This is a genomic window from Labrys sp. ALF-8 (assembly GCF_059699065.1).
Genome location: NZ_AP048537.1, coordinates 3,071,893 through 3,091,091, shown reverse-complemented (window position 1 = coordinate 3,091,091; position 19,199 = coordinate 3,071,893). Strand labels below are relative to the sequence as shown.

Genomic DNA, 19,199 nt, shown 5'->3' with positions numbered 1-19,199 from the left:
CGTCCCATCATCATCGACGCTGCCGCGACGGCGAACTGACACGGGGCCGCGGATGTCCGGTCCGCGTTCCCAGCATTTCTCTTGCCGCGCGCCCAAAAGTGCTATTTGGTCCGCGCCATGTCCCCATCGCCCTCCTCCGCCGCGACCCAGACCCTGCCGCAGCTTCTCGTGACACCGGGCTTTGCCGATTACCGCCTGGTCGATTGCGGCGAAGGCCGCAAGCTCGAACGCTTCGGCAAACTCCTGGTCGACCGGCCCGAACCCCAGGCCATGGGAGCCAGGCGCAAGCCGGGCCTCTGGGAGAAGGCCGATGCGGTGTTTCTCGGCATGAACGCCGAAGACGAGGGTTCGGACGGGCGCTGGAAATTCGCCGGCAGGCCCGTGGAGACTTTCCCGGTCTCCTATCGCGGCGTTGCCTTCCATGGCCGCTTTACCCCCTTTCGGCACCTGGGCTTCTTCCCCGAGCAGGCTCCCCACTGGGATTACATGATCGAGCAGTTGCAGGCGCTCAGGCGTCCGGCCCGCGTGCTCAACCTGTTCGGCTACACCGGCGTCGCCTCCCTCCTCGCCGCCAAGCACGGCGCTCAGGTCACGCATGTCGACGCTTCCAAGAAATCGATCGGCTTTGCCCGCGAGAACCAGGCGCTTGCCGGGCTTTCAGATGCCCCGATCCGCTGGATCGTCGACGATGCCGTGAAGTTCACCGCACGCGAGGAGCGTCGCGGCTCGAAATATGACGTGGTGCTGCTCGACCCGCCAAAATATGGCCGCGGCCCGGGCGGCGAGGTCTGGGACCTCTTCCGCGACCTGCCGAAGATGCTCGATCTCTGCCGGGCCGTCCTGACGGACAAGCCGGCGTTCGTGATCGTCACCGCCTATGCGATCCGGGCTTCCTTCGTCGCCGTGCACGAACTTACGCGCGAGGTCTTCGGCGATCTCGGCGGCGACATCGCCTCCGGCGAACTGGTGGTCTCAGAGGAAGACTCCGGCCGCCTGCTCTCGACTTCACTCTACTCGCGCTGGAGCGCCGCATGAGAGGGTGGCCTTTCACCGGGAAGAGCGCGACGCCCATGGAAACTCTCGGAAGGCTGCGGCCATGAAGCCCCGTTTCCAGCGCCCTCGGCCGCAGCAATACACCCCCGCCGCACCGGCCTCGCGCGTGGTGACCAGCCTCACCAATCCGCTGGTCAAGGACATCCGTGCCCTCGAAATGCGCAAGGTGCGGCAGGAAGCCGGCCTGTTCATCGCCGAAGGCCTCAAACTGGTGGCTGACGCCATCGAAGCGGGCTGGCCTATCCGCATCCTCGTGCATCGTTCCGGCGAGGACAAGCCGATGCTCGCCCGCGCCGTGCGAGCGACGCGCCAGGCCGGCGGCGAGGTGCTGGAAGTCACCGGCGAAATCCTGGAGAAACTTTCCCGCCGCGACAATCCGCAAACGGTGATCGGCGTGTTCGAGCAGCGCCTGGAAAAGCTCGACGGCCTGAAGATAGCAGGGGGTGAGATCTGGATCGGCCTCGACCGCGTGCGCGACCCCGGCAATCTCGGCACGATCATCCGCACGGCCGACGCAGTGGGCGCCGAAGGCATCATCCTGGTCGGCGACACCACCGACCCCTTCGGCATCGAGGCGGTGCGCGCCACCATGGGCTCAATCTTCAACATACGCCTCGCCGCCGCCTCGTCCCAGGCCTTTCTCGCCTGGCGCAAGGGCTTCGAGGGCCTGGTTGTCGGCACTCATCTCGCCGGCACCCATGACTATCGAGACGTCGACTACGGAAAGGGGCCCTGCCTCCTCCTCATGGGCAACGAACAGCAGGGCCTGCCCGACGAACTTGCCAAGGCCTGCAGCCACCTTGTCAAGATTCCGATGCGCGGGCAGGCGGATTCGCTGAACCTCGCGGTGGCGACAGGCGTGATGCTGTTCGAGATCGCGCGGGGGCAGCTCAAGTTGGACTAGGCGTCCCTGGGACCGCGGGCGAGACGCCTGCGATCCAAGGTTACCTCACCCCCCACACGCTCGACTTCTTGATCTCCAGATCTTCCAGCTCTCGCGACACCGGCACCTGATAGCTCGCCAGGAGGCTGAGTTCCTCCTTTGGCAGGTAGGTCCGGCCGGGATCGCCAACCAGCACATGGGCGCCTCGCTGGCGCCAGCCCTTCAGCCAGGCGAGGACTTCGGCGGCGATCTCGCGGTCGTAGAAGATGTCCCCGGCCAGGACCACGTCGACGCCGATATCGAAGCGGCCGAGCACGTTCTCCGCGACCGGCTCTATCCGCACGCCGTTCACCTGCGCATTGAGCGTCATGGCCTCCAGCGCAAAGCCGTCGATATCCGCGGCGTGGGCAGAGGCCGCCCCCGCCTTCATGGCGGCGATGGCGACGAGGCCCGAACCGGAAGCGAAGTCGAGCACGCGCCGGCCGGCGACGATGTCGGGATGGTCGAGGATGTAGCGCGCCAGCGCCTGGCCGCCAGCCCAGGCAAAGGCCCAGAAGGGTGGCGGTAGGCCCATCTCGCCCAGTTCCTCCTCCGTCTTCTGCCAGAGCGGCGTGACTTCGTCGGCCAGATGAAGGGAGATCTCGGGCGTGTAGGGCACGGGCAGAACCCGCGTCTGCGCCGCGATGAAGCCTTTGCGATCAGCTATCACAGGCGCAACTGGCGCTCGTAGAGATCGGGCAGGTCGTTCTCCAGGAGCACGACGTCGCCGGCCCGCAGGTTCGAGCCCATCCAGCCTTGCGCCGCGGCGAAGCCCGCGCATTCCACCACTTCGCCGTCGGGCCTGGCCGCCTTGTAGGCATCGACGAGGTCGCGGATGCGATCGGGCGCCACGGCGAGGAGGATGTCCACGGTCTCGCCCGCCAGGGTGCCGATCTTCCTGTGCTCCTCGGCATGGGCGGCACCGAGCTCCACCATACCGGGCGTCACCAGGATGCGCCGGCCGCCCTCGCCCACCAGCAAAGGGAGAATTCCCAGCGCCGAAGCAAAGCCCGCGGGATTGGAATTGTAGGCGTCGTCGACGATGACGGTGCCGTCGGCCTGGCGCTTCACCTCCAGGCGATGGGCGATCTGCGGCGTCGAGCGCATGGCGATCTCCGCCGTCTCCGCGTCGATGCCCATGGCAAGGGCCGTGACGAAGGCCAGCGCCATGTTGCCGCCGTGATGGAGGCCGTAGAGAGGTGCCAACAGCGTATAGTCCTTGCCGAGATAGCTCAGCGCAACGGTGAGGCCGTCCTTGCCCTGCGTCACCGAATGGATCTTCGCTTCGCTCCCCTCGCCATTGCCGACCAGCACCATCGAGGCGCGATGGGCGTCGGTGAAGTGCTTCGCATCCTTGAAGGCGAGCACGGCGTCGTTGATGATAGCCTTGCCGCCCCGGGCAACCGCCGCGGTCGGCAATTCGAACTTCGTCCTGGCCACTGTGTCCAGCGATTTGAAGCGCTCGTAGTGAGCGGCACCCACCGCCGTCACCACCGCGATGTCGGGCGGGGCCAGACGGCACAGGCGTTCGATCGAACCGGGGCCGTAGGCACCCATCTCCACCACGAAATGGCGGTGATAGGGCTCCAGCTTCTCGCGGACGATGCGGGCAATGCCCATCGGCGTGTTGACCGAACCCGGCGTGATCAGGGCCGAGCCGGCGCTTTCGAGCAGGTGCCCGAGGATGTGCTTGGTCGAGGTCTTGCCATAGGAGCCGGTGACTCCGACGACGACGGGGGCAAGGCGCTTGAGCTTCTCATGTGCCTCGTTCCAGAAACCCTGCTGGATGCGGTTCTCGCCGGGCTGCAGAATCTTCACCGCCGCCACCAGCGCGAAGGGGATGAGCTGGACGAGCACCACCACCCAGACCGGCGCGACACCGAAGCCGACGCCGACCAGGCCGAGCAGCAGCACCAGCGCGAAGGCGACGCGCAGGATGCGCGTGGCGCGCTGCGTCATGGCAAGCTTCTTCTTGCCGGTCTGGCGCGGATCGCGCTCACGACGCGCCGCCACGAGGAAAATTACGCCGATGAAGAAGGCGAGCAGCAGCACCGGCGCCGGATAGAGCATGGCCATGGCGGAGAGCACGACCACGGCAAGGCTGACCCGGGTGTCGAACACCACGTTGTAGAGCAGCCAGTGCAGGAAGCGCCCGCCGTCATATTCCTCCTGCTGGAAGATGTGCAGGTAGGTCAGGAAGCGCTTCCAGGCGAAGGGGATGAAGCCCAGCAACACCAGAGCTGCCGCGACATGGGGCGAATTGAGCACGGGGGCGAGCGTTTCGAGCATCAGCCTTCCAGGAGTTTTGCGACGGTATGCGCGACCTGCGGGCCGCCGTCGGTGAGGATGGTATAGTGATCGAGCCCCGGCAGGATGTTCACCGTAGCGCCCGGGATCAGGCTCGCCAGGCGCTCGCTCATCTCGGGCGGGGCCTGGTCGTCCAGGGCACCGCAGAGAATGCGGACGGGAATGCGGATGGACTTGATCGCCTCGCTCTGGTCCTCGGCGATGACCTTGACGAAGACGGGGCGCATCGCTCCGGCGCTGCGATAATCGGCCGAGCCGAACTTGGCCTTTCGGGCGCTGACGTCGACGCCAAGTCTTTCCAGAAGCTTCAAGGCCTTGAACAGGCGCACGCGCCAGAAGATCTTCAGCCGCGTCGCAGGGCTGCGGATCGGCCTGAGGCCGTGCGACCCCACCAGCACCATGGCGTCGACGGCCTCGGAGTGGTTCGTCGCGAGGCGCAGGCCCACGCGGCCGCCGAAGGAATGACCGACCCACACGCGCCTGCCGCGCGGCAGAGTGCCGAGCCATTCTGCCACGGCGTCGGCATAGTCCCTGGTGTCCCACACGCCGGAATGGCCGTTCTCGGGCGGCACCGGACTCTGGCCGAAGCCCGGAAAGTCGATGAGCGTATGATGGGCGACGCGTTCGAGCGAATGGGCCAGGGCCAGGAAGGCATGATGATCCTGCCCCCAGCCATGCGCCCAGATCACGTGGGGGGTACCCGCATCCAGCGGTTTGCCGAACGAGACGATCGCGTGGGGAGTGCCCTTGGCTGTGAAGGTGGACAGGGTCAACATAGTCCTTCCGGCAGGTCCGTGGTTCCATACCACGCAGCCTGAGGCGCATTTGCGGCGCCCTGATCCCGCAAGGTCAGGATATGGAGCTGCGTTCCATGGTCGAAGTGCCAGAATTCGTACGCATAGTTGGTAAAGCCCGCGTTAACCATCGCATTGAACAGCACGCGGCGGTTGAGAAGTCGGGGATCGTCGGCGCCGATCTCGCCTCGCTGCAGCAGCCTTTCGTAGTGATCGGTGTAGGAGCGCTCATGCGTCTCGTCGAAGTCGGCGCCATGATCGAGCAACGCGCCGCTGGCCGCATCGACCAGCATCACATCCACCGATCCGCCGGTTGAGTGGATGGGCCAGGTGGTCTCGTCCCGCCGGTCGAAGCGGCGCGGATCTGACACGAAGGTGCGCACGATCGCCTCGCGTTCATCAGGCGAGAGCTCCGGCCGCTCCGCCGCAAGCTGGACTTCGAAGAAGCTCCACAGGCCCGCCTGCGTCTCGATGGGGCGATAGGCGTCCAACGCCTTGATACGCAGCCCCCTGCCAGCCACCGCCGCGTCGGCAGCCCTCAGAAGGCGGGAGACACCGGCGCGCGCCGCCACCACCTCGACCGCCCCCGCGATACGCTTGTGATACGGCGCATTGCCGCCATCCGTGCGCGCATACCAGGACTGGGTGAGCAGCCCTTCCGCAGCGAGGTCGACCAGTGGCTCGCCCCAGCGCGGATCGGCGCGGTCGAAGGGAACCAGATTGTAGCCGGAAGCGGTGCCGGCGGTGTCGGGACGAAAGGGGATGGGGGCGAGGAGATCGGTCATAGGGGTGGCGATAGCAGATCGGCCATGGCGATTCAAAGAATGGCACGCGACTGGGACCGCGGACTACAGGAACCGGCTCGCGATCTTGCCATGCGCCTGCCTGAGACCCCCCAGGTCCAAGCCCACGGGCAGGCCGTCCTCCACGCGCCATTGCCCTGCCACCATCACGCGGTCCGCCCGATGGGCACCGCAATGGACGAGTGCGGCGATCGGATGATGGGCGCCGGAGAAGCGCAGTTCGTCGAGGGTGAACAGGGCAAGGTCGGCCTCCAGCCCGGCCCTGACGGCGCCGATGTCGTCGCGGCCCAGGCAACGGGCGGAGCCTTCCGTGGCCCAGCGCAGGCAGTCGCGCCACGAAACGGCTTCGGCACCGCGAGAGAGCCGGTTGATCATCAGGGCGTGGCGCACGCCTTCCATCAGGTTCGACGAATCGTTGGAGGCCGAGCCATCGACGCCGAGCCCCACCGGAGCCCCTGCTTCCTCGAGCAGGCCCGTGCGGCAGAAACCGGAGGCGAGCACCGCGTTGGAGGTCGGGCAATGGCAGACGCCCACCCCGTGGCGGCCGAGCGTGGTGCAGTCATCGGCGCTGAAATGGATGCCGTGGGCCAGCCAGGTGCGCGGCGACATCCAGCCGACTTCGTCGAGCAGTTCGATCGGCCTGCAGCCATAGACCTGCTCGCAGAAGCGGTCCTCATCCTGCGTCTCGGCGAGATGCGTATGCAGGCGGCAGTCGAAACGCCCGGCGAGCTCGGCCGTACGCTGCATCAGGCTCTTGGTCACCGAGAAGGGCGAGCAGGGCGAGAAGGCGATGCGGATCATGGCGCCGGGCCTGGTGTCGTGATAGGCACCGGCCACCCGTTCGCAATCGGCGAGGATGGTGTCCTCGTCCTGCACCACGCTGTCCGGCGGCAGGCCGCCATCCTTCTGCGAGAGGTTCATCGAGCCGCGCGACACCGTCATGCGGATGCCGAGCGCCCGGGCCTCCTCGACTTCGATATCGACGGCCCGCTCCAGCCCCTTCGGAAAGACATAGTGATGATCAGCCGCCGTGGTGCACCCCGACATCAGCAATTCCACCAGCGCCAGCCTTACCGAGAGACGGAAGCTCTCGGGATCGAGCCGCGACCAGATCGGGTAGAGCGTCTTCAGCCACGGGAACAGCGGCATGTCGCAGGCATCGGGGTGGGCTCGGGTCAGCGTCTGGTAGAAATGATGGTGGGTGTTGACGAGACCGGGCAGCACGACATGGCGCGAGGCATCGAACACGCCATCCACCGGGGCCGTGGGCTCCCGGCCCGCCGGCACCAGTTCGGCGATGCGGCTGCCTTCGACGACGATGCCACGCTCCGCGCCATCGGCCAGGATGGCGAGCGGATCTTTCAGCCACAGGCGCATGGGATCTCCTCTACAGACGGAAAGCAGGACGATCGCCCATAGAAGCGCCTGCCGCGCCGCAGGCCAAGCCGCATTTGTTTGGAAAGTGTTTCCTCCGGCGGCGCGGGCTTCCCGCCCATGGGCGCCGGCCTTGCGGGAACGGGCCAGATGGACAGGGAGGGACGATCACCGATCGCCCTCTTCCCTGCCGCCCAAACGTGTCGCCTCCAAGATCTGGATGATGTCGATCGGGTGATCGACACTCCCATCCTGCGCTTCCCCCCCGATCAGAAGAAGGCCTGGATGCCCGTCTGCGCGCGCCCGAGGATCAACGCATGCACGTCATGCGTTCCCTCATAAGTATTCACAGTTTCGAGGTTCTGCGCCACGCGCATGACATGGAACTCGTCGGCGATGCCGTTGCCCCCATGCATGTCGCGGGCCATGCGAGCGATATCCAGCGCCTTGCCGCAGTTGTTGCGCTTCATCAGGCTGATGGCCGGCGGCGCGGCGGTGTGGGCGTCGAGCAGGCGGCCGAGCTGGAGCGCGCCGAGCAGGCCGAGCGCGATCTCGGTCTGCATATCGGCGAGCTTCTTCTGGACGAGCTGATTGGCCGCGAGCGGCCGGCCGAACTGCTTGCGGTCGAGCGTATACTGGCGAGCCCGGTGCCAGCAGAATTCGGCGGCGCCCATGGCGCCCCAGGCAATGCCGTAGCGCGCCTTGTTGAGGCATCCGAAGGGGCCGGAAAGACCCCTGGCGTTGGGCAGGAGATTGGCTTCAGGCACGACAACGCCCTCCAGCACGATCTCGCCGGTGATCGAAGCGCGCAACGAGAGCTTGCCCTCGATCTTGGGGGTCGAGAAGCCCTCCGCGCCACGCTCGACGATGAAGCCGCGGATGACATCGTCGAGCTTGGCCCAGACCACTGCGATATCGGCGATGGGCGAATTGGTGATCCACATCTTGGCGCCGTCAAGCCTGTAGCCGCCGTCCACCTTCACCGCCCGCGTCTTCATGGAGCCGGGATCGGACCCGGCATCGGGTTCGGTGAGGCCGAAGCAGCCGACCAATTCGCCGCTGGCGAGCTTGGGCAGGTACTTCTTGCGCTGGTCCTCGCTGCCATAGGCGTAAATGGGATGCATCACCAGCGAGGACTGCACCGACATCGCCGAACGATAGCCCGAGTCGACGCGCTCCACCTCCCGCGCCACCAGGCCGTAGGCGACATGACCGAGTCCGGCCCCGCCGTAAGCTTCGGGAATGGTGGCGCCGAGCAGGCCGAGTTCGCCCATCTCCGTCATGATGGCGCGGTCGAACGTCTCCTCGCGATAGGCCTTGAGCACGCGGGGCATCAGCCGGTCCTTGGCATAATCGCGCGCAGTGTCGCGCACGAGGCGCTCCTCCTCCGTCAGGAGCGATTCGAGGCCGAGCGGATCGGTCCAGTCGAAAGACTCGCTCGCCTTTTTGATCGCCTCGCCTGCGTCATGAAGCTTGATCGCGGCGTCCACCATGGCCCATACCCTCCTAACGTGATTTGGCGGGACATTGGTCGCGCCGCTTGAAGGCGTCAAGAAAAGAGTGGGCTCATGAGCGCAGTGGAGCATGGCGGCAATCTCGGCGAGGCGCGGCGGCTCTTCCCGCAGGCCTCGCAGCCCTGGATCGATCTCTCGACCGGCATCAATCCCTGGCCCTATCCGATTCCCGCCATTCCGCCCGAGGCGTGGACCGCACTGCCCTCGCCCGACGACACGCGCGAACTCGAGGCCGTGGCGGCACAGTGCTACGGTGTGCCGTTCGATGCCTGCGTCGTCGCCACGCCGGGCACGCAGGCGGCGATCCAGTGGCTGCCGCGCCTTTTCCCGGCGGGCAGCGTCGCCGTGCTGAGTCCGACCTACGCAGAACATGCGCGCGGCTGGACTCTCGCCGGCCATCACGTCGTCGAGGCCCGGCGATGGGAGGAACTCGACGGTGCGACCATCGCCGTGATCGTCAATCCCAACAATCCGGACGGCGGCTATTTCGGCCGAGAGGAACTGCTCGCACTCGCCGCCCAGAAATACGCCGAAGGCGGTGCGCTCATCCTCGACGAGGCCTTCGCCGACGTGGTGCCCCAGATCAGCCTCGCCTCGATGGCGGGTACGCCGGGCCTCGTCATGCTGCGCTCGTTCGGGAAGTTCTTCGGCCTCGCCGGCATCCGGCTCGGCTTCGTCCTGGCGGAGCCAGCCATCACCGGTCGGCTGCGCCAGGCCATGGGCGCCTGGGCGGTTTCCGGTGAATCGATCGCGATCGGCCGGGTAGCCCTCGCCGACATCCTCTGGCAGAACGGCACGCGCGCCTCGCTTCGCACCGCCCGACAGGAACTTGATGCCGATCTCATGGCTGCCGGCACGATCATAGGCGGCACGGATCTCTATCGCCTCCTGCAGACGCCGCATGCTCCCGCTCTGTTCCGCCAGCTCGGACAGGCAGGCATCTGGGTGCGCCGCTTCGCGGACCATCCGCGCTGGCTGCGCTTCGGGCTGCAGCCCCACGCCGAGGCCCAGGACCGGTTGCGTGCGGTGCTGGGCCGTTATCACAGTCGCGAGACCCGCGCGATGTAGCGTTCGCAGCGCGGCTATCGCTCCTCCTTGCGGAAGGGCTTGAGCAGGGCCGCGGGCGCCACGGCGTTGCGCGACATCAGTGCCATGGCGACGATGGTGAACAGGAAGGGCAGCATCAGGAAGGCCTCATAGGGAATATGCCCGAGGCCGCTCGCCTGCAACCGCAGTTGCAGGGCGTCGATGAGAGCAAACAGCAGGGCCGCACCCGTCGCCCGCACCGGATCCCAGCGCCCGAACACCACCAGGGCGATCGCCACCCAGCCGCGCCCCGAAATCACCCCGAACGTGAAGGCGTTGAACTGCGCGAGGGTGAGGAACGCGCCTCCCACGCCCATCAGGGCCCCTCCGATGATCACGGCCTGGAAGCGCCTTGCCATCACGTTGATCCCGGCCGAATCGGCGGCCCGCGGATTCTCGCCGACCATGCGCAGCCCAAGCCCCCAGGGCGTGCGATAGAGGATGAAGGCGACCAGAGCCACGGCCAGCAGCGCGAGATAGACCAGCGCGAACTGGTTGAAGACCACCGGTCCGACGAGGGGGATCTCCGACAGGCCCGGGATCGGCACGGGCTGGAACGCCGTCACCGTGGGAGGAGAGGATTGCTGGCCGAAAACCAGGCGGTAGAAGAAGTAGGCGAGCCCCGTGCAGAACAGGGTCACGCCGATCCCCGACACATGCTGGCTGAGACCCAGCGCCACCGTGAAGATGGCGTGGATCGCGCCCATCGCCGCCCCCGTGGCGACGGCGGCCAGGACTCCGAGCCAAAGGCTGCCGGTGAAATAGGCTGCGGTAAAACCGGTCATCGCCGAAAGCAGCATGATGCCTTCGATGCCGAGATTGAGCACGCCGGCGCGTTCCGAAATCAGTTCGCCGAGGGTCGCGAAGATCAGCGGTGTTGCGATGCGCAGCGTCGCCGCGAAGAAGCCGATCTGGAAGACCTGTTCGAGGATCGCATTCATGCGGCGGCTCCGACGCGGCGCAGGCGATAGGCGGTGAACAGGAGGGCGACCAGCATGGCGAGCAGCGCCGTACCCTGGATGACGTCGGCGAGAAAGACGGGCACGCCCGTTGCTCGCGACATCGCCTCGGCACCCGTCATCGCCGCAGCGAAGAAGATGGCCGCCGGCACCACGCCGAGCGGATTGAGACGGGCCAGCATGGCGATGACGATGCCGCTGTAACCGAACCCCGGTGACAGGTCGCTCATGACCTGGAAATGCACGCCGCCGACCTCGCCCACGCCCGCCAGGCCGGCAAGGCCTCCCGAGAGCAGGGCGGTGAGGACGAGGATGCGGTTCACGGCGATGCCCCCATAGCTCGCCGCCTCGGCATTCTCGCCGGTGACGCGAATGGCGAAGCCGAGCGTCGTGCGGGTAATCAGGAACCACACCGCCGGCGCCGCCAGGAAGGCCGCGAGCACGCCGAGATGCAGGCGGGTTCCCTCGAAGAAGACCGGGAAGTTGGCGCTGTCCTCGATGGGCGGAGAGATCGGATAGCCGGAAAGCGAATCCTTCCAGGGACCTTCGATCAGGGCCATTACGGCGAAATAGATCACCGAGTTCAGCAGCAGCGAGCTGACGACGTCGTCCACCTTGAGCCGCACGCGCAGGAGCGCCGGGACCAGGGCGGCAAAGCCTCCCGCCGCCGCGCCCGCGAGAGCCATCGCCAGCCAGGCGAGAGGCCCCGGCATGGGAAAGGTCCCGGCGAAACAGCTCGCCACGGCCCCCGCCATCAATTGTCCTTCGGCGCCGATGTTCCAGAACTTCGCGCGGAAGGCGACGGCGACCGCAAGCCCCGTGAAGATCATCGGGGCGGCCTTCACCAGCGTCTCGGTGGTCGAATAGAAATCGCCGAAGGCGGCCGCGAGCATGATACCGTAGGCGTCCACGACATTCGCGCCGGCCAGCGCGATCAGCCCGCTGCACAGGGCCAGCGCGACCGCGACGGCAGCGAGCGGCAAGGCGAGGTTGAACCAGACGGGCGTGGCCTGGCGAGGCTCGAGTCTCAGCATCAGTGTTTCGCTCCGCTCATCAGCAGGCCAAGCCGTTCGATCGAGGCTTCGCTGGACGCGAGGACACCGGCAACGCGCCCCTCATAGAGCACGGCGATGCGATCCGAGAGCGTCAGCAATTCCTCCAGGTCCTCGCTGATCACGACGAGGCCGCAACGCCGGCCACGCAGGCCGAGAAAGCGTTCATGCACGAAGCGCGCAGCGCCGATGTCGAGGCCGCGCGTCGGCTGGGCGGCGATCAGCACCTTGGGATCGAACGCAAGTTCCCGGGCCAGCAGAGCTTTCTGCAGATTGCCGCCGGAAAGCGAGCCGGCCCGCGCCATCGGGCCGGGGCATCGTATATCGAAGGCCCGGATCTGCTCCTCGGCGAAGGCGACGATAGCACCCGGCTTCAGGAGGCCTCGGGCCGAGAATGCGGCCGTGCGGACGCGCGGGAGGACCATGCTGTCGGCCAGCGGCAGGCTGGTGACCATGCCCTGCGTCATCCGGTCCTCGGGAATGCGACCAAGCCCCATCTCCTGGACGCGGCGGGGACCATAGGGCTCGACCTGCGCGCCAGCGATCTCGAACCTGCCGCCGACGGGCTTCAGCATTCCTGCCACGACATCCGCCAGCGCCCGCTGCCCATTGCCGGCCACTCCGGCAATGCCGAGGATCTCGCCCTCGCGCACCGCCAGGCTGACCTCCTTGAGCGCCATGCCTGCGTGTCCGGCCGTCGAGACCTTGTCCAGGCTGAGGACGACCGCACCGGGCTCGGAGACCGGCCGTTCCGGCGGCACGATCTCGTGGCCGCACATCAACCGGGCCATTTCGCTGGACGAAGTGCTGGCAGGCTCCGCGATGGAGGCGACCATTCTGCCATGCCGCAACACGACGCAGCGATCGGTCAGCCCCCGGACCTCGGTGAGCTTGTGGGATATGAAGATGATGCCGAGGCCCTGCGCCGTCATGGCTCGAAGAGCCTTGAACAAGCCTTCCGCCTCTTCGGGCGCCAGCACGGCCGTGGGCTCGTCGAGAATGAGGAGCCTGGCTCCGCGAAACAGCGCCTTGATCACCTCCAGCCGCTGCTGTTCCCCCACGGCGAGGGAGGACACGCGCCGGTCCGGATCGAGGCTCAGATTGAAGCGGCTGGCGATCTCCTTCAACCTGGACAGCGCACCGGCCCGGTCGAGCCGGCCTCCCCTGCCCGGCAGTCCAACGAGCAGGTTTTCGAGCACGGTGAGGCGCGAGGCCAGATGGAAATGCTGGTGTACCATGCCGATGCCTGCGGCAAGCGCGTCGGCCGAACTCCCGATGCGAGCCGGATGCCCGTCGATCCGGATTTCGCCGGCATCGGCTGCATAGGCGCCGAACAGGATGTTCATCAGCGTGGTCTTGCCCGCGCCGTTCTCGCCGAGCAGGCCCACGATCTCACCGGGACGGACCACGAGATCGACTGCCTCGTTGGCCTGCACGGCGCCGAAACGCTTGGAGATGCCGCGCATCTCGACGATGGAGGTGGTGGAGGTCATAGGCACAATTGCTGAAGTTTGAAGCCCCCCTCTCCCCCTGCGGGGGAAGGTCCCGACAGGAGGACGAGGGGCCTCGCATCACACTCGGAAAGGCTCGCGGCCGGGATTGGAACGTAGGAGGAAGGGGCCGGAAGTCTGCTCCTTCGCTCCTTGACGGCACCGTCGCCCCGTCGGGGGAGAAGGTATCCGGCCGTCTCCGTTCAATCCGAAACCGGCGTATTCTCGTCCACGTCGACGCGGAAATTGCCTTCGAGGATTTCGGTCTTCTTCTTCTCCACCAGATCCTTCACCTCGGCCGGAAGAAGCTTGTCGAACTTGTGGTAGGGCGCGAGAGTGGACCCGCCCTTGGCCATGCGCGAGAAGTCGCCGTAGTCCTGTGCGGTGAACACACCGGCCCGCACCACCTTGATGGCCTGCTCGACGGTCGGATACATGTCCCAGACCGGACCGGTAATCACGGTATCCGGGCCCTGGTCCGACTGGTCGGACATGTTGGAGATGGCATAGATCTTCTTTTCCTTGGCAGCATCGATCACACCGAAGCGCTCGGCATAGATCACGTCGACCCCCGCGTCGATCTGCGCGATGGCGGCTTCCTTGGCCTTGGGCGGGTCGAAGAAGGAGCCGATGAAGGTCACCTTCTTCTTGATGGCGGGATTGGCTTCCTTTGCGCCGGCGAAGAAGGCGTTGACGAGGCGGTTGACCTCCGGGATGCCCATGGCCGCCACGGCACCGATGGTGTTGGACTTGGTCATCTTGCCGGCAATCAGGCCGGAGAGGTAGGCGGGCTCGTGTATCCAGTTGTCGAAGACGCCGAAATTGGGTTCGGCCGGCCCCGCACCGGAACCGAACAGGAAGGCCGTCTTCGGGAACTGCTTGGCCGTCTTGCGAGATTCACGCTCGGCGGCGAAGGCGTCGCCGAGAACGAGCTCATAGCCGCCCTGCGCATATTCGCGCATCACGCGGCTGAAATCGGCGGCCTGGACCTTTTCGGAGAACTTGTACTCGATGCCGAGTTCCTTCTGCGCCTTGAGCAGGGCGACGTGGATCTGGTGATCCCAGGGCTCCTCGATGGGCGTGGCGAAGATAGCCGCGACCTTGAGCTTCTTCTCCGCCGACAAGGCCGGCAGCGGCAGACCAGCGGTCAGCAGGCCGAGAGTGCCGAGCTGGACGAAATGCCTCCGCGAGAGGCCCCCCGCCGCCCGCTTCTCTCGCTCGTTCTGGTTGCTGTGATGATCCGACATGTCATGCCCCCTCTGCCTGACGTCTATGAAAATTCGAACCCGGATGACGTGAGTACTTGTGCGAATGCGGAAGCTTCGACCGTTCCGCTCCATCAACTGTGGCGCTCCTTCGTGGCGCTGTCCAGATGGTCAAACCAGAAAACTGCACCTCGATTGGGCATACCCGAGTCATGCCCTTATTTTACACAAACAGCCTATCCGTCCGTCCTGGGCGCATAGCTGGAAGGATCGAGGTCCGCGGGCCGGCCCGGCAGATCGAGCGTGGCCTGGCGTGGCGGCGTCCGCGCGATCACCTTGCCGCGACGGATGACCGCCAGCCTCGTCGCCCGCATGCGCACCGCCTCGATGGTGTCGCGCGCCTGCAGGAGTACGAAATCGGCATTGCAGCCGGTGGCCAGCCCATAATCCTGGAGCCCCATCACGGCTGCGGGCACCGAGGTGACCGCTTCGAAGGCCCAGCGTATCGCCTCCCTGCTCGTCATCGGCACGGCATGGACGGCCATGTGGGCGACGTCGAGCATATCCGCACCGCCCAGGCCGTACCAGGGATCCATCACGCAATCCTGGCCGAGCGCGACCGGGATGCCGAGCGCGCGCATCTCGGGAATGCGCATCAGTCCGCGACGCTTGGGATAGGTGTCGTGCCGGCCCTGGAGGGTGATGTTGATCAGGGGATTTGCGATGGCGAAGAGCCCGGACTCCTTGATCAGCGGCAGCAGCTTGGAGACGTAGTAGGAATCCATCGAATGCATCGAGGTGAGATGCGAGCCGGTCGCCCGGCCACCGAGGCCCAACCGATGAGTCTCGGCGGCCAGCACTTCGATATGGCGCGAAAGGGGGTCGTCGCTCTCGTCGCAGTGGAGGTCTATCATCAGGCCGCGCTTGGCCGCGATGGCGCAGAGCGCCTTCACCGATGCGACGCCTTCCTCCATCGTGCGCTCGAAATGCGGAATGCCGCCGACCACGTCGACACCGAGATCGAGCGCCCGCTCAAGATTGCGCGCCGCTGTCGGCGAGCGGAAATAGCCGTCCTGCGGAAAGGCGACGAGCTGGAGGTCGAGATAGGGCTTCACCAAGCGCTTGACCTCGAGAAGCGCCTCCACGGCAAGAAGACGGTCGTCGCAGACGTCGACATGGCTGCGTACGGCAAGCAGGCCCTGGCTGACGGCGAGGTCGCAATAGCGCAGAGCCCGTTCGATCACCGCCTCATGGGTGAGAATGGGCTTGAGTTCGCCCCACAGCGCTATGCCCTCCAGCAGGGTTCCCGACTGGTTGAGGCGAGGCAGCCCGAGCGACAGCGTCGCGTCCATGTGGAAATGGCAGTCCACGAAGGGCGGGGCTACCAGCAGGCCGCCGGCATCGATGGTCTCGGCCGCCTCGCCCGTGATATCGGGCCCGATGGCCGCAATCCGCCCGCCGCTGACACCAATGGCCTGTCCGCTGCGCCCATCGGGCAGGACCGCATTGGTAACGAGAAGATCGAAGGCCATGATTCCGGTTCCCCCTGTATCGCCGCGTGAATGGAGCAGAGATTGGCACCGCTTCGCAAGACGAAACCGGGACCGTCCCGGGGCGGCAGTCCCACGCTTCTCATCGCAGGGGTTGACTTCCGGAATTTGTGATCACAAAATTGGGATCACAATTTTCCCGAAAGCTTGGATCATGACCCTGCATCAGACCAACCTGACGACATCGGAACTGCGCGAGATCGATGCGGCGCATCACCTGCATCCGTTCACCGACACCAAGGGCCTCAACACCGAAGGCGCGCGCGTCATCGTCAAGGCCAATGGCGTGCATCTGTGGGATTCCGAGGGCAACAAGATCATCGACGGCATGTCGGGCCTGTGGAACGTCAATATCGGCTACGGCCGGGAGGAGATTGTCGAGGCGGTTGCGCAGCAGATGCGGGAGCTGCCTTTCTACAACACATTCTTCAAGACGACTCATTTGCCGGCTATTGAGCTCTCCCGCCTGCTCGCCGAAGTGACGCCGCCGCAGTTCCAGCGCGTGTTCTTCACGGGATCCGGCTCCGAGTCCAACGACACCGTGATCCGCATGGTGCGTCACTACTGGGCGGCACAGGACAAGCCGGGCAAGTTCACCATCATCTCGCGAAAGAACGGCTATCACGGCTCGACCATGGGCGGCGCTTCGCTCGGCGGCATGAAGCCGATGCACGCCCAGGGCGGCCTGCCCATTCCGGGAATCGTCCATATCGCCCAGCCCTACTGGTATGGCGAGGGCGGGGACCAGAGCCCCGAGGAGTTCGGCCTGTGGGCGGCTCGGGAGCTCGAGCGCACCATCGACGAACTCGGGGCCGACACTATCGCCGCCTTCGTCGCCGAGCCGATCCAGGGTGCCGGCGCCGTGATCATCCCGCCTTCGACCTATTGGCCCGAGATCCAGCGCATCTGCCGCGAACGCGACATCCTGCTGGTGTCCGACGAGGTCATCTGCGGCTTCGGGCGCACGGGCGAATGGTTCGGCTGTGAATATTTCGGCTACGAGCCGGACATCATGTCGATGGCCAAGGGTATCTCCTCCGGTTACCTGCCCATCGGCGGCGTGATGGTGAACGAGAAGGTGGCCGAGGTGATCGCCAATGCCGGCGACTTCAACCATGGCTATACCTATTCCGGCCATCCGGCCTGCGCCGCCGCTGCGATCGCCAATATCAAGATCCTGCGCGAGGAAAAGATCGTCGAGCGCGTGAAGAACGACATCGGCCCGTACATGCAGAAGCAATGGCTGGCGCTTGGCGATTACCCGATGGTTGGCGAGGCTCGCATGGTGGGTCTGGTCGGCGCCCTCGAACTGACCCCCAACAAGAAGGCCCGTGCGTCCTGGCCGGTCGAGACAGGTACGGTGGGTCTTATCGCCCGCGATTTCTCCTTCAGCAACGGCCTGGTGATGCGTGCCACGCGCGACACCATGATCATTGCTCCTCCCCTGGTGATCAGCCACGAGGAAGTAGACGAGCTGATTGCCAAGGCCAGGAAGACGCTGGACCAGACGTGGGACGAAGTGAAGCGCAGGGGATACGTGTAACCCCCTCCCGGGATAGCAGGCGTCCCTGCCTGCTCCTTCTTTCCAGCAAGCGGTCCGTTTCCAAGGGCAGGCAGGGATGCCTGCTATCCCGGGGATTCCCATGTCTGTTCTCGCCGGTATAGACCAAGCTCGCGTCGAGTCCTTTTTCAAGGCCGAGAGCACCCTCTACGCCGCCGCCCGCCCCCGCTCTCGAACAATGGCGGAACAGCTCAAGCACGGCTTCTACCAGGGCGTGCCGATGCACTGGATGCGTGACTGGCCGATGCCCTTCCCCATGATGGTCGCCCAGGCACGCGGAGCCACCATCACGGATATCGATGGCAACAGCCTGTCCGATTTCTGCCTCGGCGATACCGGCTCGATGTTCGGCCATTCGCCGGAGCCGGTCGCCAGAGCCATCGCGGCACAGGCCGGAATCGGCCTTACCTATATGCTGCCCACCCCGAAAGCTGCCGAGATAGGCCCCTTGCTCAGCCAGCGCTTCGGCCTGCCGAACTGGCAGATCGCCGCGACGGCTACGGACGCCAACCGCTACGCCCTCCGCGTTGCCCGCGCCGTGACCGGCCGCAACAGGATCCTGGTCTTCAACGGCTGCTACCACGGCACCGTGGACGAGACCTTCGTGCGGCTGGTGGACGGCAAGCCGGTACCGAGGGCAGGCCTCATCGGCCAGGCCAACGATCCCACCGGCAATGCAGCCGTGGTGGAATTCAACGACACTCCGGCCCTGGAACGAGCACTGGCGGGCGGTGATATAGCCTGCGTCATCACTGAGCCGGTTCTCACGAATTCCTCGATGGTGCTGCCCGAATCCGGCTTCCACGCAGCGCTGAGGCAGTTGACGAGAACGGCAGGCACCCTGCTGCTGATCGACGAGACGCACACCATCTCCACCGGGCCGGGCGGTTATACGAGGCGCTACGGCCTGGAGCCTGACCTCTTCGTGCTCGGCAAGCCGATCGCCGGCGGCGTGCCGGCGGCCGTCTGGGGATTTACCGACGAGGTGGCAGCAAAGCTCGATGCCGTGCGCGCCATGCTTGCGCCGGGCCACTCGGGCATGGGCACGACGCTCTCGGCCAATGCGCTCGTGCTCGCGACCATGCATGCAACGCTGACGCAGGTGATGACGCACGACGCCTACGCCCATATGGAACGGCTGGCCGGGCTCCTCCAGGAGAGCTTGTCGGCCGTGATCGCCGGCGCCAAGCTGCCGTGGCACGTCGCCCGCGTTGGCGCCCGCGTGGAGTTCATCTTCGCCCCGGCGCCCCTGAGGAACGGAACCGAAGCGGAGGCGACCCACATCCACGAGCTCGAGGCGGCCGTGCATCTCGGCCTGCTCAATCGCGGCGTGCTGATCGCACCTTTCCATAACATGATGCTGGTCTCGCCCGCGACGACCGAGGCGGACGTTGCGAAACTGGCGGCGGCGTTCGCAGATGTGGTCGGCTCGCTGGCCGGCTTTTCCGGGACCGCCGGCTCCCAGCCGGCCTCCCGAACGAGCACCGCTTCCGATTGAGGCAGGCGCGGCGCCCCACCCTGAAACTCCT

The 19,199-nt window shown here is 66.0% G+C and carries 16 protein-coding genes; 5 read left to right on the top strand and 11 right to left on the bottom strand.

Annotation, left to right across the window (positions count from 1 at the left end; all coding sequences use genetic code 11):
* Positions 1 to 117: 117 nt before the first annotated feature.
* Complete coding sequence (locus tag AC6H34_RS14270; RefSeq protein WP_497539208.1) at positions 118 to 1,035, top strand: class I SAM-dependent methyltransferase; 918 nt, start codon at positions 118 to 120, stop codon at positions 1,033 to 1,035.
* 61 nt (positions 1,036 to 1,096) lie between these two features.
* Positions 1,097 to 1,957, top strand: coding sequence for a TrmH family RNA methyltransferase (locus tag AC6H34_RS14265; RefSeq protein ID WP_448149333.1), 861 nt, complete (start codon positions 1,097 to 1,099; stop codon positions 1,955 to 1,957).
* A 40-nt stretch (positions 1,958 to 1,997) separates the two neighbouring features.
* On the opposite strand, the gene AC6H34_RS14260 is transcribed toward AC6H34_RS14265, so the two are convergent.
* The 6 genes from AC6H34_RS14260 to AC6H34_RS14235 all read right to left on the bottom strand — a co-directional run bounded on the left by AC6H34_RS14260 (position 1,998) and on the right by AC6H34_RS14235 (position 8,746).
* Positions 1,998 to 2,756 (bottom strand): class I SAM-dependent methyltransferase, encoded by a 759-nt coding sequence (locus AC6H34_RS14260; protein ID WP_448149334.1) that lies wholly within the window; start codon positions 2,754 to 2,756, stop codon positions 1,998 to 2,000.
* Positions 2,642 to 4,264 (bottom strand): Mur ligase family protein, encoded by a 1,623-nt coding sequence (locus AC6H34_RS14255; protein WP_497539207.1) that lies wholly within the window; start codon positions 4,262 to 4,264, stop codon positions 2,642 to 2,644. The genes AC6H34_RS14260 and AC6H34_RS14255 overlap by 115 nt, the downstream gene beginning before the upstream one ends.
* Positions 4,264 to 5,058, bottom strand: coding sequence for an alpha/beta fold hydrolase (locus AC6H34_RS14250; RefSeq protein WP_448149336.1), 795 nt, complete (start codon positions 5,056 to 5,058; stop codon positions 4,264 to 4,266). Before AC6H34_RS14250 ends, AC6H34_RS14255 begins: the two co-directional genes overlap by 1 nt.
* Positions 5,052 to 5,861, bottom strand: a complete 810-nt coding sequence (locus AC6H34_RS14245; protein WP_497539206.1) for a M15 family metallopeptidase — start codon at positions 5,859 to 5,861, stop codon at positions 5,052 to 5,054. Before AC6H34_RS14245 ends, AC6H34_RS14250 begins: the two co-directional genes overlap by 7 nt.
* Positions 5,862 to 5,924: 63 nt before the next feature.
* Positions 5,925 to 7,256: an 8-oxoguanine deaminase gene (locus tag AC6H34_RS14240; protein WP_497539205.1), complete on the bottom strand. Its 1,332-nt coding sequence runs from the start codon at positions 7,254 to 7,256 to the stop codon at positions 5,925 to 5,927.
* A gap of 266 nt (positions 7,257 to 7,522) precedes the next feature.
* Entirely contained in the window at positions 7,523 to 8,746 is a 1,224-nt protein-coding gene (locus AC6H34_RS14235; RefSeq protein ID WP_497539204.1) for an acyl-CoA dehydrogenase, read from the bottom strand.
* A 75-nt stretch (positions 8,747 to 8,821) separates the two neighbouring features.
* Between AC6H34_RS14235 and cobD the strand changes: the two genes are divergently transcribed.
* A complete protein-coding gene (gene cobD / locus AC6H34_RS14230) occupies positions 8,822 to 9,835 on the top strand; it encodes a threonine-phosphate decarboxylase CobD (RefSeq protein ID WP_497539203.1) in 1,014 nt (337 codons plus the stop codon).
* Positions 9,836 to 9,849: 14 nt separating this feature from the next.
* Here cobD and AC6H34_RS14225 read toward each other — a convergent pair whose 3' ends face one another.
* The 5 genes from AC6H34_RS14225 to AC6H34_RS14205 all read right to left on the bottom strand — a co-directional run bounded on the left by AC6H34_RS14225 (position 9,850) and on the right by AC6H34_RS14205 (position 16,091).
* A complete protein-coding gene (locus AC6H34_RS14225) occupies positions 9,850 to 10,794 on the bottom strand; it encodes an ABC transporter permease (protein WP_497539202.1) in 945 nt (314 codons plus the stop codon).
* Positions 10,791 to 11,846 carry an ABC transporter permease gene (locus tag AC6H34_RS14220; protein WP_448149342.1) on the bottom strand — a complete coding sequence of 352 codons (1,056 nt, stop codon included), beginning with the start codon at positions 11,844 to 11,846 and terminating at the stop codon, positions 10,791 to 10,793. The genes AC6H34_RS14225 and AC6H34_RS14220 overlap by 4 nt, the downstream gene beginning before the upstream one ends.
* Positions 11,846 to 13,357, bottom strand: coding sequence for an ABC transporter ATP-binding protein (locus tag AC6H34_RS14215; RefSeq protein ID WP_497539201.1), 1,512 nt, complete (start codon positions 13,355 to 13,357; stop codon positions 11,846 to 11,848). Before AC6H34_RS14215 ends, AC6H34_RS14220 begins: the two co-directional genes overlap by 1 nt.
* 200 nt (positions 13,358 to 13,557) lie before the next feature.
* On the bottom strand, positions 13,558 to 14,601 hold the full coding sequence (locus AC6H34_RS14210) for a BMP family protein (RefSeq protein ID WP_497539200.1): 1,044 nt from the start codon (positions 14,599 to 14,601) through the stop codon (positions 13,558 to 13,560).
* Positions 14,602 to 14,795: 194 nt separating this feature from the next.
* Positions 14,796 to 16,091 carry an amidohydrolase family protein gene (locus AC6H34_RS14205; protein ID WP_448149345.1) on the bottom strand — a complete coding sequence of 432 codons (1,296 nt, stop codon included), beginning with the start codon at positions 16,089 to 16,091 and terminating at the stop codon, positions 14,796 to 14,798.
* Positions 16,092 to 16,263: 172 nt separating this feature from the next.
* On the opposite strand from AC6H34_RS14205, the gene AC6H34_RS14200 reads away from it, so the two are divergent.
* Together AC6H34_RS14200 and AC6H34_RS14195 are read left to right on the top strand one after the other, a co-directional pair.
* A complete protein-coding gene (locus AC6H34_RS14200; RefSeq protein WP_497539199.1) occupies positions 16,264 to 17,652 on the top strand; it encodes an aspartate aminotransferase family protein in 1,389 nt (462 codons plus the stop codon).
* A 100-nt stretch (positions 17,653 to 17,752) separates the two neighbouring features.
* Positions 17,753 to 19,168, top strand: coding sequence for an aspartate aminotransferase family protein (locus AC6H34_RS14195; protein WP_497539198.1), 1,416 nt, complete (start codon positions 17,753 to 17,755; stop codon positions 19,166 to 19,168).
* Positions 19,169 to 19,199 lie beyond the last annotated feature (31 nt).

Coding starts and splice junctions, on each gene's coding strand:
- AC6H34_RS14215 (WP_497539201.1), bottom strand. CDS start 13,357: ATGACCTCCACCACCTCCATCGTCGAGATGCGCGGCATCTCCAAGCGT.
- AC6H34_RS14265 (WP_448149333.1), top strand. CDS start 1,097: ATGAAGCCCCGTTTCCAGCGCCCTCGGCCGCAGCAATACACCCCCGCC.
- AC6H34_RS14200 (WP_497539199.1), top strand. CDS start 16,264: ATGACCCTGCATCAGACCAACCTGACGACATCGGAACTGCGCGAGATC.
- AC6H34_RS14235 (WP_497539204.1), bottom strand. CDS start 8,746: ATGGTGGACGCCGCGATCAAGCTTCATGACGCAGGCGAGGCGATCAAA.
- AC6H34_RS14255 (WP_497539207.1), bottom strand. CDS start 4,264: ATGCTCGAAACGCTCGCCCCCGTGCTCAATTCGCCCCATGTCGCGGCA.
- AC6H34_RS14260 (WP_448149334.1), bottom strand. CDS start 2,756: ATGCGCGGGCTTCGCCGCGGCGCAAGGCTGGATGGGCTCGAACCTGCG.
- cobD (WP_497539203.1), top strand. CDS start 8,822: ATGAGCGCAGTGGAGCATGGCGGCAATCTCGGCGAGGCGCGGCGGCTC.
- AC6H34_RS14195 (WP_497539198.1), top strand. CDS start 17,753: ATGTCTGTTCTCGCCGGTATAGACCAAGCTCGCGTCGAGTCCTTTTTC.
- AC6H34_RS14250 (WP_448149336.1), bottom strand. CDS start 5,058: ATGTTGACCCTGTCCACCTTCACAGCCAAGGGCACTCCCCACGCGATC.
- AC6H34_RS14245 (WP_497539206.1), bottom strand. CDS start 5,861: ATGACCGATCTCCTCGCCCCCATCCCCTTTCGTCCCGACACCGCCGGC.
- AC6H34_RS14205 (WP_448149345.1), bottom strand. CDS start 16,091: ATGGCCTTCGATCTTCTCGTTACCAATGCGGTCCTGCCCGATGGGCGC.
- AC6H34_RS14240 (WP_497539205.1), bottom strand. CDS start 7,256: ATGCGCCTGTGGCTGAAAGATCCGCTCGCCATCCTGGCCGATGGCGCG.
- AC6H34_RS14210 (WP_497539200.1), bottom strand. CDS start 14,601: ATGTCGGATCATCACAGCAACCAGAACGAGCGAGAGAAGCGGGCGGCG.
- AC6H34_RS14220 (WP_448149342.1), bottom strand. CDS start 11,846: ATGCTGAGACTCGAGCCTCGCCAGGCCACGCCCGTCTGGTTCAACCTC.
- AC6H34_RS14270 (WP_497539208.1), top strand. CDS start 118: ATGTCCCCATCGCCCTCCTCCGCCGCGACCCAGACCCTGCCGCAGCTT.
- AC6H34_RS14225 (WP_497539202.1), bottom strand. CDS start 10,794: ATGAATGCGATCCTCGAACAGGTCTTCCAGATCGGCTTCTTCGCGGCG.